The following is a 14,607-nucleotide window of genomic DNA, read 5'->3' on the forward strand; positions in this document are numbered from 1 at the left end:
GAAAAACGATTATGGCAAAGAAAACCGTTCAAAAAGAAAAAATGCCAGCGCAGCAGGAAAACAAAAAAACAACTAAGCTTGAAGCCTTTGTAGCTGATTCCCGCGGGCAGTCCATGACTACCAATCATGGCGTAAAGATCAATGATGATCAAAATTCACTCAAGGCAGGGGAGCGTGGGGCTACTTTACTCGAAGATTTTATCCTTCGGGAAAAGATAACACATTTTGACCACGAACGTATTCCCGAGCGTATCGTACATGCACGCGGTTCTGCCGCACACGGAGTCTTTAAGGTGTACAAGGACCAATCAGCCCTGACCCGTGCTGCTTTTCTTTGCGACACGCAAATCGAGACGCCCGTATTCGTTCGTTTCAGCACGGTAGCCGGATCAAGGGGATCTACCGACCTGGCCCGTGATGTTAGGGGTTTTGCGGTCAAGTTCTACACCCAGGAAGGAAACTTTGATTTAGTGGGCAACAACGTTCCCGTATTTTTTATACAGGATGCGATGAAATTTCCTGATTTGATCCACGCGGTGAAACCTGAACCCGATAATGAAATTCCGCAGGCGGCATCTGCGCACGACACTTTTTGGGACTTTATATCGCAGCTCCCGGAGTCTGCACATATGATCATGTGGGCAATGAGCGACCGCGCGTTACCCAGAAGTTACCGGATGATGGAAGGATTTGGCGTACATACTTTCAGGCTGGTCAACGCCAAAGGCGTATCGCATTTTGTGAAGTTCCACTGGAAGCCATTACTCGGTGTACATTCGGTCGCCTGGGACGAGGCACAGAATATCTCCGGAAAAGACCCTGATTTTCACCGCCGTGACCTTTGGGATGCCATCCAGGCAGGTGCCTTTCCTGAGTGGGAGCTAGGCATACAGGTGATACCTGAGCAGGACGAATTCAAATACGAATTTGATATCCTGGATCCTACAAAACTCATCCCTGAGGAACTCGTTCCCGTGCAGCGAATCGGTAAGCTGACATTAAACCGCAATCCGGATAATTTTTTTGCCGAAACAGAACAGGTCGCTTTTCACGTCGGGCATGTGGTACCCGGTATTGATTTTACCAATGACCCCCTTTTACAGGGAAGGTTGTTCTCTTATACCGATACGCAACTGATCCGATTAGGAGGTCCTAACTTTCATGAAATTCCAATCAACCGTCCTATAGTGCCTATATACAACAACCAGCGGGACGGGCATATGCGCCAAACGATCAACAGGGGTAAAACCAGCTATGGACCGAATGGCCTCTCTGCAAATGATCCTCAACAGGTCAGCCAGGCAGATGGAGGTTTTGTAAGCCACAACGAGCGTATCGATGCACGCAAGATCCGGGCGCGCAGCAGCAGTTTCTTTGATCACTTTTCCCAGGCAAGATTATTTTTCAATTCGCAGAGCGACCCGGAAAAAAATCACATTATCGATGCGCTAAGTTTTGAACTGGGCAAGGTTAAAACCCTGGGCATACGTGAGCGCATGCTGGGTATACTTGCACAGATTGATAAAAGCCTGGCTGCCCAGGTCAGTTATGCACTGGGAATTCATATCCCCAAGATTGCGCTGGAAGATTTAAACAATAGTATCCCCGCAGATGGGAAAAGAGGAGATTATGCCTCAAAAAATCCTGAAGGAAGCCTGGCGAAATCCGAAGCATTAAGCATGGCCCGAACAGCAAAGAACAGCGTAGTTAGCCGTAAAGTTGCCATTCTCGCTGCAGATGGTGTAGATGGAGATGCGCTGTCAACTGTAAAGGATTCGCTGGTCGCAGCCGGCGCAGTTGTACATGTGATCGCGCCCAGGTTAGCTCAGCTTATTTCCAAACAAGATCAGATTATCATGCCTGAGGAAAGTTTCTTAACAGCCGCCTCGGTATTGTATGATGCAGTTTACATCCCCGGTGGGACAAATTCGGTCGCGACTTTACAGGCGGATGCAGATGCCGTTCATTTCCTGAATGAAGCTTTTAAGCATTGCAAGGCAATTGCAGCGGACCAGGGAGGCCTGCAGGTCCTGGAATCTACCTACTTTTACAAAAAGCTTCCTGCTGAGTTTTCAAAACAAACTGTGATGAGGGAAGGAGTTCTTGTTGCTGCCGATCCGGCGAAACTGGCGGCTACCTTTGAAGAAATGATTGCCCAACACCGCTTCTGGGAGCGGGAAAAACCACGAAAAATACCTGCATAGAAATATTAATCAATGGGGATTATCCCCATTGATTTTTATGCTTTTAATTCCTCATCCTTGAAGGCTCAGGAATCTAGATATTTAATGGGATGAGGGTGATTTGGCCTCTTCGAGGATATTGCAAGCTTCCACGTTACCCTGTAAAGCCGCGTAATCATGCGCAGTTTGCCCACGGTGGTCTTTGAGGGCAATATTTGCGCCCTTATCCAGGAGCAGAGAAAGGGTGCTATTTCTGCCAAACATAGCAGCAAACATTAATGCTGTACCACCGTTACCATGCTGCATATCCAGATCCGCACCGGCCGAAATCAAGATTTCAGCTACATCGTTATACCCTTTAAACGCTGCGCCCATCAATGCTGTGTTGCCTCCACTGTCTGAGGCATTTAGGTCAGCGCCGGCATCGATCAGCAAACGCACGGCCTCCAGCTGATGATTATAAGCGGCAATAATCAGTGGAGTGTAGCCTTTTTCATCACGAAAATTAAGGTCTGCCTCCCGCCTAATCAGCTCTTTTAACACCTCAATTTCTCCTTTTCTGGCCGCGGGGATGATCAATAAGTTTATATTTTCCATACTTCAGATAACCTCGATTAATGCCAAAAGTTTTGGATTGCCAATTGAAACCTGCTCCTTTTTTTCCAGCTTAATGGATATGAATTCAATTATTGTCCTTACCGTTTTAGGCGACTTTGCCCCTTAGGCCAAAATGTAGCGTTGATAAACTCGGTGTCCAGTTAGCATTTCCGCAGATGAAGACCATATTTGGCTGCTGCGATTTGCTAACCTTTCGCTAGTGTGTATAAAGCTTCGGTACATTTGGACCGGTCGCCCGTAAGCCCTTTTAATAAAGATGGCACCAGCTCAAACTTATTTTTCACGGCTGGCTGCCCGAAAGTTTTTTGCTTGGCCATAACCGTATGCGGCATTTAGCCATCCAGGCGATTCGGTTCCCAAAGCAACAGGTCGCCTGTTGGATCACTAGTGCTTACGGTTGTAATTACGTTCAGCAGCTTAGCTGCTCGCCTAAGTGGAATAGACTGCTGTTATACTGGAGCTGGGAGAAATGATCCTCTGGCCGGGCATTTTGCTTATCCAGGGGTCGTGTCTATAAGTATATCTTCCAGCTCACGTAAAAATACCTAAACCGGGGGTTCACACTTGAAAATACAAAACAAAAGTGCGCTATTAGGGATTGTTGTATATAAGGGGGTGTATAGTTAAAGGTAATTATTCCATAAGATGATCCATACAGCTATCCTCACTGATATTATGTTTAACAGCATACCAATTTTATAACACATCCATGGAAAACAAAGAAAAAGGGAAAGAAAAAAGTAAGACAGGCCTCATCCCCAATGAGCAGCTCAAAGGCAGTGACGCTGATAAGGCCTATGACGAAAACCAAAATGCACAAGCGCTGGAAAACTCAGAACCGGACAAAGCGAATAAACAGGTATCACCAGGGGCAGATGCAGATAAACAAGCATGAAGTAAACATCCCCATCGTAAAGTTTTAATAAAATAACATCAACCCGGGCGAAGGCCCAATAAAAACGATCAAAATGAAAGCAGCAGTATTCCATAAACCAGGAGACATCCGCGTCGAGAATGTCCCGGACCCTGAAATTTTAGATCCCAGGGACGTCATTCTCAAAGTGACCTCAACGGCCATCTGTGGGAGTGACCTGCATATCCTCAGCGGTGCAGTGCCACAAAAAGATCCTATGGTAATGGGCCATGAATTTATGGGTATTGTCGAAGAAGTCGGATCAGCGATCAGCAATTTGAAGGTGGGCGACCGTGTGGTGGTACCCTTTCCCATATCTTGTGGGAAATGCTTCTTCTGCACTCATGAGGCCTCACCGGCCTGCGAGGAATCCAATTATAAAAATTACGGACCTGCTGGAAACGTAGCTGATCAAAAAGGCGGCGCACTCTTTGGATATACTGATCTTTACGGGGGATATTCGGGCGGGCAGGCACAATATGTTCGGGTGCCCTATGCAGACATCAGCCCCCGGATCGTGCCGGAAAACCTGAGCGATGAGCAGGCACTTTTTCTGACTGACATCTTTCCCACAGGCTGGTCGGCTATTGACTGGGCGCAGTTGAAAGGTGGGGAGACGGTTGCGATCTTCGGCTCCGGTCCGGTAGGATTAATGGCGCAGAAAGCGGCATGGATCAACGGCGCCGGCCGGGTAATCGCGATCGATCCACTGGACTACCGACTGGATAAAGCCCGCACGGTCAATAACGTGGAAACCCTGAATCCCCACCGGGTAGATGTCGTGGAGGCCATCAGGGAAATGACTGGCGGAAGAGGAGCGGATGTATGCGTGGACGCAGTAGGTTTTGAACCAGAGCGAAGTTTGATGGATAAACTTAAGGCAACGCTCAACTTCGAAAAAGGTTCTATGAAAGTGCTCGAGATGTGCTTTGAGGCGGTGAGAAGAATGGGGACAGTCTCTATCATGGGCGTATATGGTTCCCCTTATGATAATTTTCCATTGTTCAGGATATTCGACAAGGGTATAACCATAAAACAAGGTCAGGCGCCGGTGCTCAATTACATTGACACGCTCATTGATCTGGTTAGTGAGGAAAGGGTGGTGCTGGATGATATTATTAGCCATTCACTTCCGCTAGAAGATGCTGCGCATGCCTATAACATATTCGATCAAAAGCAGGATGAATGTGTAAAAGTGGTCTTAAAGCCCTAAGTATCCTTGTTCAACAAACGCTAATGGTTTAAGCAGGTAACCTATGCGGTTGCCTGTTTATTTTAAATGGTTTTCGATTTCGCCAGCGATCTGATTAAGTGCTGCAGCACCCAGCACGATACGGTGCTCTTGCGGATAAACCCTATGTCCAATGGAATAAATTTCTTCTTCAAGCATTTGCTCAGGCGGCATCAATATCCAATCCATACCGATCTTTTTAATGCCGCCAATAACGCCCTGCTTAGCGGCAATTATAAAATAATCAGCTCTTGGGATAATCGTTAATTCAATCAGCTGTTCACCATGCGGCATATTAATATTAAATGGCTTCATGACTAATGAACTCCAAAATTCCACCTTTGTTTTCTCAGGCTATGTTTTATTTATGACCAAGCCCTGGCTGATGTATTTAACCGATGGCCATGAGTAGTAAAGCCCTGAGAAAGCTTTTTCCCCAGTGGATAGGGTAATAGGCGAGGAATCGAGCAGCGGCTTTTTGGCCTATGCGCCCATTATAAGCAGCGTATACCAAAAAACCCTCCCTGTTGAAATTTCATTGCTGATCGATGTCAACGAAAGCAGCTAAAACCCCCTATCCCGTTTTGATTTGCAGGCAGTTCGGCTCGAATCACGAGTTTTATCGTATAGGATGATAATTCAAGTAAATGCCCGCCACCTAGCAGCCCATCACTACCCGTAACACTAAGATTGCTGTTGGCAGCCGGGCTCCCGTTAAATATACCAATACTCCCGATAAACGAACTCACTTCGCCAGTAGCTAAATGCATCATTTTAAATGCTCTTTTCGCTCATCATCCCAGCCAGGCTTTCGCTGCGCCGGCATAGCCTATGGCAGGATAATGTGCACTTCTAGTTCCCTATTTATTGGCAAAGCCGCTCAGCCGGAAACTATTTCATCTCCTTGGGAAAAGATGAGCATATATGGCTTGCCCTCTAATGTGCAGCTAAGCACATTGTTTTCATTTTAAGGGCGCTTCCCGGCTGCGGGTACTTATTCCTGCCCCTGGAAGGGTCCTTGGATTAGCTTCCTTTTTTCATATTTGAAGATGCGCTCTCGCTAATGCTTTTCCGTGTCCACTGGCCGCTGGACTTTCGCCATCTGCTCAGCCTGAATACTATCTGGGGTAATATTGCCCAGCGCTACCTGCACCTTATTTTTAAAGCCTGAGACCACCATATCTTTTCCGGCAATCATCGCCTGGTAGCCATCGCCGGCTACTATAGCCGGATCTGCAAGTTCACCTTCCTGGACCACTTTGGATTCAAGCATGTCTGCCTTTCTGAAAAAATCGGTATCCGTTGCCCCTGGGAGAAGTGAGGTAACACTAACACCGGTATCCTTAAGTTCAACCCGTATCGCCTCGGTAAAGGAATGCACAAATGCTTTGGTGCCGTGATAGACCGCCTGATAAGGACCTGGTGCCTTACCGGCCACTGAAGCCAGGTTGAGGATCCTCCCAAAGCCATTTTTGACCATATCCTGCGCAAAATACTTGGTTAAGGTTACCAGCGAGGATATATTCAGTTGGATGATGTCCAATTCCCGGTCGAGTTGAGTTTCGACAAATTTGCCATACACGCCCTGACCGGCATCATTAACAAGCATATCCACCGGAAGGGAAAGACCTTTAATATGGGTATATAAGTCCTCGGCAGCGCCCGGTCGGAACAGATCCAGGCTAGCAATGACCACTTCGATACCTTCCTTCTCGAGTTCACTGGCAACAGCTTTTAACTTTTGCTCATCCCTGGCAACGATAATGAGGTTTTTTTTATCTTTCGCAAATAACCTGGCTAGCTCAAGCCCGATTCCGCTGGTTGCGCCCGTGATCAGGGCAAATGCTGTATTTTTTTTCATGTCTTTTATGGTAATTGATTTATGCCCAGTGCCACCGGCACTGAAATTAAATTACTCCAGCCTGCTAGTGTTTTACGGGCTTGAATACAGCCTTCTGTATTGCAAATGTTTTAACCGGTACCGCGTTACTGTCAAGCAACTGGCTAAACTGGGCGTTCATCACCCATATATCTTCACCGTTTAATGTTGCAGTAGAAGGGTAACTGAAACGGTCTGTTGTATGTGTAGCTGCAGAGACTGTTGCACTTTTCCAGTTATCGCTGCTTTGCAATTGGTATACCTTATCACTTCCCCCATTCACCACCATCGTGATCGTGCTGGGATCATTGAGTAAAAGTCCATCTGCTCCCATAAAAAACTGTCCGGTTTCTACGATAGATACTTTTGAAGGATCTTTGAGTTCAATTTTAAACAGCTGACCTTTGGAAGAATTGTCCACCAAAAGAAATCCGCTAGGATGGTAAACGATGCCGTTGAGGCCCACCCCTTCGGTTTTAAAAAGTTCGGATTTACAAAAAACGGAAGCTTTTCCCTGGGGACTTACCCGATATACTGCAGCTGCAAAACTGTCGGTCAGATAAGCATTTCCCTGAGCATCGAAAGTGAGGTCGTTAACGAAATGCTTCCCAGGCACCAGTTCAGCTAAATCGATATCCCAAAGCCGTTTACCTGTAGCAAGATCTATGGATATCAGCCTGGCCATTTTCATTCTGGTAGCAGGATTTGTGTATTTACTGTAATTCGCGTCCGATACACAGGCGAAAAGCCGCTTTCCATCCGGATGGAGCTTTAAACCGTAAGTCGATTTCAGACTGGTGTCTCCATGTAGAATGCTATACGATCCTTGAGGGGATACCTTCCCAATATTTCCCAAACGGGCAGATGATATATAATATACATTAGCGCTTTTATCATATGCTATCCCTTCAGGATAGCTTTCCAAAGCTTCAAAAGAAATCCTCGGGCCTGGTTCAGCCTTCATCGCTGCAATCGCCGCAAAGCCCAGCAGAGCTGTCGAGAGATAAAGTAGTTTTTTCATGATTAATTGATTTTTTGGACTGCGTAAATATTTCCCGAAGCGTCGTCAGAAACGTAAACCACGCCCGACTGGCTCACTGACAGTCCTGCAGGTCTGCCGAAACGTGACCCTCCCTGTAGAAAACCGCTTAGGAAATCTTCGGCTTTTACCGCTACACCATCTTGAAAATGAATTCTTTGCACTTTAAATCCCACAGGCTTATCTGCATTCCATGATCCATGCCAGGCCACCAGGGCGTCTGCTGACCATTCTGAAGGGATATTTGATGCGCCCCGGAAAAAGGTAAAGCCAATTGGCGCCATATGCGCGGTGAGTTCTAAGGTAGAAGGTTCGGTGCCCTCAACAACTGCCTCTTTAGTATTTCCTGCAGGATCTTCCCGGCTTTTATCTACCTCACGTTTTCCATAAGCATAGGGGAAACCATAATCCTTCCCTTGCATAATATTATTGACCTCTTCAGGGGGCCAATCACTTCCCTTGGCGTCCCCACCATTGTCAACGCCCCATAACGCTTTAGTAACAGGGTGCCAGTCAAAACCAATGGTATTGCGCAGTCCACTGGCAAATACCTTTCTACTCCAGTTTTTAGGGTCGACCTGCAAGATAACCGCCGTCTCCTTGTCACTTTCCTTACAATCATTACAAAGCGAGCCGACACTGATATAAAGCATACCGTCCGGACCGAAGTCCATCGTACGGTTTGGATGCTGCCCGCCGTTAGGTAAATCTGTAATCAGGGTTTGCTTTGCATAGCTATTTACTGTACCGTCTGCTTTCAGCGGGTAGCGCCGCACTTCTGTGCTGTTGCATAGATAAAGCCAGTTATCCTTAATGGTAATTCCGTGCACGCCTTTGAAGTCCGAAACTATTGCGCGGTTGCTATCAAATTTTCCATCCTGGTTCTTATCTTCCAAAAACAGCACATCACCACCGTCCCTGCGCGTAACATACAATCCTGCGTTATGGGTGTAGAGCATTCTGGGTTTTCCAAGTCCGGCGGCAGCAAGGCTCACCTTCCATCCCTCCGGCACTTTAAGCAATGACACCATTTCCGGGCTGAACTCCAGCACCTGCGCATAACGGGTAACCGATACCGACCGCGTAACATCCTTTGGGGGTATTCCCCTTTGCGCCATTAACAGAGGGGAATATCCCGCTATCAATGCGGTCAATAAAATTTTTAGTCTACTGTTTTTCATGCTCATATTTTTATACAGAACACCCCTCAAAGCGACTTAGTTTTAGAAATGCGCGCCTATTGTGAATAGCAGGTATAAATACGTGAGGATAGCCCAGCACCAAAAAACAAAGAAAAAGGATGTGGCTGCGGCATACAGCCTGAGCTCAAAGCAGCCCCGGGGGACTGGCAATCATCTTTGGAGGAAATGCGATGGACCAACCAGCCTAAAATGCCTCCCTTAAAGTCGACAAGAAAAACCTGGCCGCTGGTACTACAAGCCTCTATACATCTTCAGGTATTTTTTCAGCTGTTCACGCGCCTGATGTATACGGGTTTTGACCGTTCCAAGTGGAATGCCGAGCTCGGCTGCGATTTCTTCGTACTTGTAGCCTTCAAAATAACGCTGGAATGGTATCCGGTAAGTGTCCGAAAGGGAATCCATCGCTTTACCGATATCTCCCAATGCAAAACTTGATACCGCAATATTTGAGGAAGCACTCTTTGCCAGATGGCTATAGGTAATTTCATCTTCGGTGGTAATGAGCTCATTCTTTGCCTTGGTCTTGCGGTAATTATTGATAAATGTGTTGCGCATGATCACAAAAAGCCAGGCTTTTAAATTAGTAGCAGGATCAAATCGTTCACAAAAACGCACGCCTTTTAGCATTGTTTCCTGTACAAGATCCTTGGCGTCATCTTCATCACGGGTAAAAGTCATCGCGTGGGAAAAAAGTTGCCTTTCGACCTTTCCCGCTTCACGGGCAAATTCTTTAGCTTTCATCAGTAATGTTTTTCTAGGTAGGTATTTAACAAATGGCATGAAAGGATTGTTTGCCCTTCAGCATTAATTCACCTGGTGGTATTGCCATACCCGGGGTTGATAATCTGCATTATTTAGTTTTTTTAGCCTTTCGCTTCGCTGTAAGCTTGGCTCGAAGGGTTTTATTTTTTTTGATCCGTGCCTCAAGCAATGTCAGCCTGCCGATCCACAAGTCAAGGATTTCATTTCGGTATTTGGGCTTCCCCTTGGCATCAAGTAATCCCATAGCTTCTGCAAGCTTGGCGCTATCTTTGGCTTTGGCCTTATGGTGCTGCATCCAGACTTTCCTATCATCATCGATGTGCTGTTGATAGTGCTTAATAGCACTTTTTATGGTGCTGAGTTCCTTTGCGCTTTCCCCGAGCTTACGGTACACAATCATCAGCCGATTATTCGCATCAATGTGAATCGGATTGGTTCTGAGCACTTTTTCATAGAAACTGGCTGCTTTTGAAAGATTACCGGGCTGCTCACTTGCCTCCAGGTCCTTAGCTTGGTGGAAATATGTTCTTTCGCTTATCTCTTTGCGTGTTACCATAGCATTCTTAAAAGGCTTTTTCTGTAAAACGATTGCTGATGCAAATGGTTTTTCCATCCTTAAGATTTGTTTGATCTCACCTGGATTTTTTCCAACGAGTGATTTATCCCATAGTACTCAACCGCCCAATGGCTGGAGAACCCCCTGGGGCTATAGTAGTCTTTTATCCCACGGGACCGCATCGATATTCCCAGTCAGCGCCTGCGACTGTAAAAAATGCTGCTGACTGAAAAGCTAACTAAGCAAAACAAACCCGGGAAGATCCTTTTGGAAAAACACGATAAAAGTATCAAGCGAAAAAGTCTTGATCCGATTTAAGCTACAAACCAATATAAAGCAAAGATGATCATAATACGGGTAACCATTTTATTCATTTTGCTGTTCGGTAGTGAGTTAAGGTCATCGAATGTTAAGTTTGCTAAGAAAAAAAAAACACGCTTTGAGAAAAATTACCACCCCGAAATATTCCTGTATCATCCTCGATGATGATCGTTCTGCCGTCGAAATATTAAAACACTACCTGCGGCAGATCGATAAATTAACCCTCACCAGTACTTTCACAGACCCCATAGCTGCAGCGGCCGCCTTTAACACTTACCAAATGATCGACTTCCTGTTTCTGGATATCTCAATGGAAGTTTCAGGACTGGATTTGGCCAGGATGCTTCGGAAAAAAGTCCGCTACATCATATTTGTAACCGCCTACAAAGATTTCGCCCTCGAAGCCTTTGAAAATGGCGATGCTTATCTGGTGAAGCCTGTTGATTTTGCCACCCTGCTCAGGTCGATCAATTACCTGATTGCCAAATCCAAAAACCAGGCCCGCCTGGGGAAGGTGCCCTTAGACTAAATTGATGTGCCGATTGCGCATTTTTCACGAAAAAAATGAGTTGCAAACCATTCGGGATGAATGCGGTTTAGCATTTATGAAAATCCTGCTTCAATACCTTCGTCCCTTTCATAAACTCATCATCGTCTCCCTACTGCTCGCAGCCGCCTCACAGCTACTCAACCTCCTTGATCCAGTTATTTTCGGAAAAATCATTGATAATTATTCCACCAATAAAGCGGGACTAAATCCAAAGCAACTAATTACCGAAGTTATCTACTGGTTACTCCTCGCACTGGGCATCGGCCTGCTTGCACGCCTTTTTAAATCACTCCAGGAATACCTCACCAGAAAAGCAGTGGCCAGCTTTGGCATGAACATATTCAATGACGGTTTAAAACAGACCTTAAGGCTGACCTTTGAGGAATTCGAGGAAAACAGGAGTGGGACCACCCTTTCGATCCTTCAAAAAGTCAAAACCGATGCCGAGCGTTTCATTAACGGCTTTATCAACATCCTGTTTTCTTCTCTGGTTGGCGTCGCCTTTTTAATCTGGTACAGCATCGATAAAAACTGGTTGCTGGTCCCCGTCTTTTTTATTGGGGTACTCATCCTGGGCTCATTAACCGGACTGGTGTCCAAAAAAATCAAGTTCATACAGCGTTCGATTAACCGGCAAAGCGATAAACAAGCGGGGATTATCACCGAAAGCCTGCGCAATATCGAACTGGTAAAAAGCCTGGGACTGACATTCGCCGAAATCAGAAGGCTCAACACCCAGACCAAAAAAATCTTCGAGCTGGAAATGCTCAAGGCCAGGAAAGTCAGTACGCTGTCCTTCCTCCAGGGCGGCATGCTCAGCCTGCTGAAACAATCCGTCCTGTTTATCCTGCTTTGGTTAATTTTCCGCGGTATCCTTTCTACCGGCGAACTCATTGCCATGCAGTTTATTTCCACGGCTATTTTCACCCCACTGCAGGATTTGGGCAATATGATCATCCTTTACCGCGAGGCCGCTGCATCACTCAATACCTTTGGCCAGCTGATGCAAAAAAGTATCGAAATCCGGCCCCAAGATTCGATTGAAGTCCCTCCACTAAGCTCCTTAGCCTTCAAAAACGTAGTTTTCCGCCATAAAACGGCTTCTTATAATGCCATTGACGACCTTTCTTTTGAGATCAGCAGCGGCGAAACCATTGCTTTTGTCGGTCCCTCGGGATCCGGAAAATCCACCCTGGTTAAACTCCTTGTCGGCCTTTACCGGCCAAATGTAGGCGAAATTTATTTCAATGGTGTCCCTTCCCAGGCCGTCCGCTATAATCCCCTCCGCCGCCAGATTGGCTTTGTCACCCAAGAAACCCAGCTCTATGCCGGCACGATCAAAGACAATATGACTTTTGTTAATCCAGCTGCCACTACCCAGGACATCGATGATGCGCTGCAAAAAGCGTCCGCAACCACACTCATCAACAAGGCATCCGATGGCATCAACACCCTGCTGGGCGAAAACGGCATGAAACTCTCCGGAGGAGAAAAACAGCGTATCTCCATTGCAAGGGCGCTGCTTCGAAAACCAAGGCTGCTGATATTTGATGAGGCCACCTCAGCACTGGACTCCATTACCGAAGAAGAAATTTCCAGAACCATCCGCGAGATCTCCAGCCGCAGGGAGCAGATGAGCATCCTCATTGCCCACCGTTTATCCACTATCATGCATGCAGATACCATCTACGTGCTGGAAAAGGGAAAGATTTCAGAAACCGGAAGCCATGACACCCTACTTGAAAAAAAAGGGCTCTACTCTTCGATGTGGCGCCAGCAAATCGGCGAGCGCCGATAGTAAAGAATAAAAAATAAATAACAAAAGCGCTACCAGGCCCCTCATCAAAACCGTTCCAGGCGAAGCTCAACGGGATAAAAGGATTCAGGGGGATGGGTTTTCAGCCATTTATATTTCGAAGTGAAATCTGATGCCACTTCCTCATTAAATAGCCTGGATATAACCTTATGCGCTGCTTCCAATGGATAGCTGCCCAACACGTCCAGCCATACCATCCGCTGGTAGACGGTTGCGGTATGCAGGATACAGATAAAATGTCCCAGGACAGTTACACTCACCACATCATCGGCATACAGGGCCTTTTTAATTTCAATCTCCTGCAGGAATTCGTTATCAAAATGAGCGAAATTGGCCTTGAGCTTCCCCTCATCCTCCGTCCAGCTCAGTAAATCATCCTTCGCAAATCCATCTACATACAAAATAATCGGCGAATCCTGTTCCATATACCTTTTTTATTTAAAGTTAAGCTTCTTCATCGATAAATCAATTCCCTCATATCTTCTAAGGTGTAGGATAATCCATCCGCCGGGGGCCCAATACCTTCCAGCTCATCCATCCTCGCGCGGAGCAGTTTGGTCAACCTTTCCAAAAGGAAGTCCTGCTTTTTAGCTTGCGCTTCTATCCAAAGCGGTTTTCTTTTTTGTAATGTGATTGCGTATAGAAAACATATCAATAGCCAGTTAGCTCCTGCTAAAAACGCTATCTTTACTATTTAAGACTTATCATGGATACAACTGGTCAAATATTTATTTATCAAACAACAGAAGGTGATGCTGCTATTGATGTTAAAGTTGAAAGTGAAAGCATTTGGCTATCGCAGGCTCAAATTGTAGCGCTTTTCCCATCCAGTAAAGCCAATATAAGTGAACATTTAAGGCATATTATCAGTACAGGAGAATTAACTGAGGATTCAACTGTCCGGAAATTCCGAACAGTTCAAAGGGAAGGTAGCAGAGAAATTGCCAGAGAAAGGACACATTACAATCTGGATGCTATCATATCAGTAGGTTATCGCGTAAATTCCAAGCGGGGAACCCAGTTCAGATATGGGCGAAGAAGGTGCTTAAAGAGTACCTGATTAAAGGCTACGCGCTTAACGAGAAAAGGCTACAGGAACAGGAGCAGCAATTGATCGGTCTTAAGGATATCGTTAATTTGCTTAGAAATGTTGTTGATAAGCAGCAACTGAGTTCCCAGGAGGCTATAGGACTGTTAAAGGTAGTAACAGATTATACCTACGCACTGGATATACTGAATAAATATGGCCATCAGAAACTGGCAATTGAAGGAACCACAATTGATCATCAAACTTTCGTGGCAACTTATGATGAGGCGATGAATGCAATAAACGACCTCAAAGAGAAATTTGCAGGGAGCGGGTTATTTAGGAAGTTCCTACAATAATTTGATTATTTCCTGTGGCGGAGAGCGCTAATTAATGCCAAACCAGAAAATAGCTATTTAAACTAATCTCTTTAATGAATTGCCTTTCTTTCAAGGCTGAAACCTATTGTAGCGGTAGATGATTACCAAAGATAGATAATTCAGTTCATGT

The 14,607-nt window shown here is 45.9% G+C and carries 17 protein-coding genes; 7 read left to right on the forward strand and 10 right to left on the reverse strand.

Features of this window, described 5'->3' with window-relative positions; genetic code table 11:
* Nucleotides 1-11 precede the first annotated feature (11 nt).
* Nucleotides 12-2,204 (forward strand): catalase, encoded by a 2,193-nt coding sequence (locus R2R71_RS13455; protein ID WP_316831792.1) that lies wholly within the window; start codon nucleotides 12-14, stop codon nucleotides 2,202-2,204.
* Between the two features lie 81 nt (nucleotides 2,205-2,285).
* Here R2R71_RS13455 and R2R71_RS13460 read toward each other — a convergent pair whose 3' ends face one another.
* On the reverse strand, nucleotides 2,286-2,762 hold the full coding sequence (locus R2R71_RS13460; protein ID WP_316831793.1) for an ankyrin repeat domain-containing protein: 477 nt from the start codon (nucleotides 2,760-2,762) through the stop codon (nucleotides 2,286-2,288).
* A gap of 224 nt (nucleotides 2,763-2,986) precedes the next feature.
* Nucleotides 2,987-3,118, reverse strand: a complete 132-nt coding sequence (locus R2R71_RS13465) for a hypothetical protein (protein ID WP_316831794.1) — start codon at nucleotides 3,116-3,118, stop codon at nucleotides 2,987-2,989.
* Between the two features lie 392 nt (nucleotides 3,119-3,510).
* Between R2R71_RS13465 and R2R71_RS13470 the strand changes: the two genes are divergently transcribed.
* Together R2R71_RS13470 and R2R71_RS13475 are read left to right on the forward strand one after the other, a co-directional pair.
* The gene (locus tag R2R71_RS13470) at nucleotides 3,511-3,696 is read left to right on the forward strand and encodes a hypothetical protein (RefSeq protein WP_316831795.1); all 186 of its coding nucleotides are present in this window, start codon (nucleotides 3,511-3,513) and stop codon (nucleotides 3,694-3,696) included.
* A gap of 73 nt (nucleotides 3,697-3,769) precedes the next feature.
* A complete protein-coding gene (locus tag R2R71_RS13475; protein ID WP_316831796.1) occupies nucleotides 3,770-4,927 on the forward strand; it encodes a zinc-dependent alcohol dehydrogenase in 1,158 nt (385 codons plus the stop codon).
* Between the two features lie 57 nt (nucleotides 4,928-4,984).
* On the opposite strand, the gene R2R71_RS13480 is transcribed toward R2R71_RS13475, so the two are convergent.
* From R2R71_RS13480 to R2R71_RS13510, 7 genes are all read right to left on the reverse strand, one after another.
* A complete protein-coding gene (locus R2R71_RS13480; protein ID WP_316831797.1) occupies nucleotides 4,985-5,260 on the reverse strand; it encodes a hypothetical protein in 276 nt (91 codons plus the stop codon).
* Between the two features lie 236 nt (nucleotides 5,261-5,496).
* Complete coding sequence (locus R2R71_RS13485; protein WP_316831798.1) at nucleotides 5,497-5,718, reverse strand: hypothetical protein; 222 nt, start codon at nucleotides 5,716-5,718, stop codon at nucleotides 5,497-5,499.
* 287 nt (nucleotides 5,719-6,005) lie between these two features.
* Nucleotides 6,006-6,806 (reverse strand): SDR family oxidoreductase, encoded by an 801-nt coding sequence (locus R2R71_RS13490; protein ID WP_316831799.1) that lies wholly within the window; start codon nucleotides 6,804-6,806, stop codon nucleotides 6,006-6,008.
* Between the two features lie 64 nt (nucleotides 6,807-6,870).
* Complete coding sequence (locus R2R71_RS13495; RefSeq protein ID WP_316831800.1) at nucleotides 6,871-7,845, reverse strand: gluconolaconase; 975 nt, start codon at nucleotides 7,843-7,845, stop codon at nucleotides 6,871-6,873.
* A 2-nt stretch (nucleotides 7,846-7,847) separates the two neighbouring features.
* On the reverse strand, nucleotides 7,848-9,044 hold the full coding sequence (locus R2R71_RS13500) for a PQQ-dependent sugar dehydrogenase (RefSeq protein WP_316831801.1): 1,197 nt from the start codon (nucleotides 9,042-9,044) through the stop codon (nucleotides 7,848-7,850).
* A gap of 252 nt (nucleotides 9,045-9,296) precedes the next feature.
* The gene (locus tag R2R71_RS13505) at nucleotides 9,297-9,806 is read right to left on the reverse strand and encodes a sigma-70 family RNA polymerase sigma factor (protein ID WP_316831802.1); all 510 of its coding nucleotides are present in this window, start codon (nucleotides 9,804-9,806) and stop codon (nucleotides 9,297-9,299) included.
* Nucleotides 9,807-9,915: 109 nt separating this feature from the next.
* The gene (locus tag R2R71_RS13510) at nucleotides 9,916-10,440 is read right to left on the reverse strand and encodes a hypothetical protein (RefSeq protein ID WP_316831803.1); all 525 of its coding nucleotides are present in this window, start codon (nucleotides 10,438-10,440) and stop codon (nucleotides 9,916-9,918) included.
* Between the two features lie 382 nt (nucleotides 10,441-10,822).
* Here R2R71_RS13510 and R2R71_RS13515 point away from each other — a divergent pair, with 382 nt between their 5' ends.
* Both R2R71_RS13515 and R2R71_RS13520 read left to right on the forward strand, forming a co-directional pair.
* Complete coding sequence (locus R2R71_RS13515; protein ID WP_316831804.1) at nucleotides 10,823-11,233, forward strand: LytR/AlgR family response regulator transcription factor; 411 nt, start codon at nucleotides 10,823-10,825, stop codon at nucleotides 11,231-11,233.
* Between the two features lie 13 nt (nucleotides 11,234-11,246).
* Complete coding sequence (locus R2R71_RS13520; protein WP_316831805.1) at nucleotides 11,247-13,052, forward strand: ABC transporter ATP-binding protein; 1,806 nt, start codon at nucleotides 11,247-11,249, stop codon at nucleotides 13,050-13,052.
* Nucleotides 13,053-13,096: 44 nt separating this feature from the next.
* On the opposite strand, the gene R2R71_RS13525 is transcribed toward R2R71_RS13520, so the two are convergent.
* Nucleotides 13,097-13,495 (reverse strand): hypothetical protein, encoded by a 399-nt coding sequence (locus R2R71_RS13525; protein WP_316831806.1) that lies wholly within the window; start codon nucleotides 13,493-13,495, stop codon nucleotides 13,097-13,099.
* 281 nt (nucleotides 13,496-13,776) lie between these two features.
* Between R2R71_RS13525 and R2R71_RS13530 the strand changes: the two genes are divergently transcribed.
* Both R2R71_RS13530 and R2R71_RS13535 read left to right on the forward strand, forming a co-directional pair.
* Nucleotides 13,777-14,130, forward strand: coding sequence for a virulence RhuM family protein (locus R2R71_RS13530; RefSeq protein ID WP_316831807.1), 354 nt, complete (start codon nucleotides 13,777-13,779; stop codon nucleotides 14,128-14,130).
* The gene (locus tag R2R71_RS13535) at nucleotides 14,112-14,456 is read left to right on the forward strand and encodes a hypothetical protein (RefSeq protein WP_316831808.1); all 345 of its coding nucleotides are present in this window, start codon (nucleotides 14,112-14,114) and stop codon (nucleotides 14,454-14,456) included. Before R2R71_RS13530 ends, R2R71_RS13535 begins: the two co-directional genes overlap by 19 nt.
* Nucleotides 14,457-14,607: the final 151 nt, after the last annotated feature.

It is taken from the genome of Pedobacter aquatilis, from assembly GCF_032678405.1.
Classification (GTDB): domain Bacteria; phylum Bacteroidota; class Bacteroidia; order Sphingobacteriales; family Sphingobacteriaceae; genus Pedobacter; species Pedobacter aquatilis_A.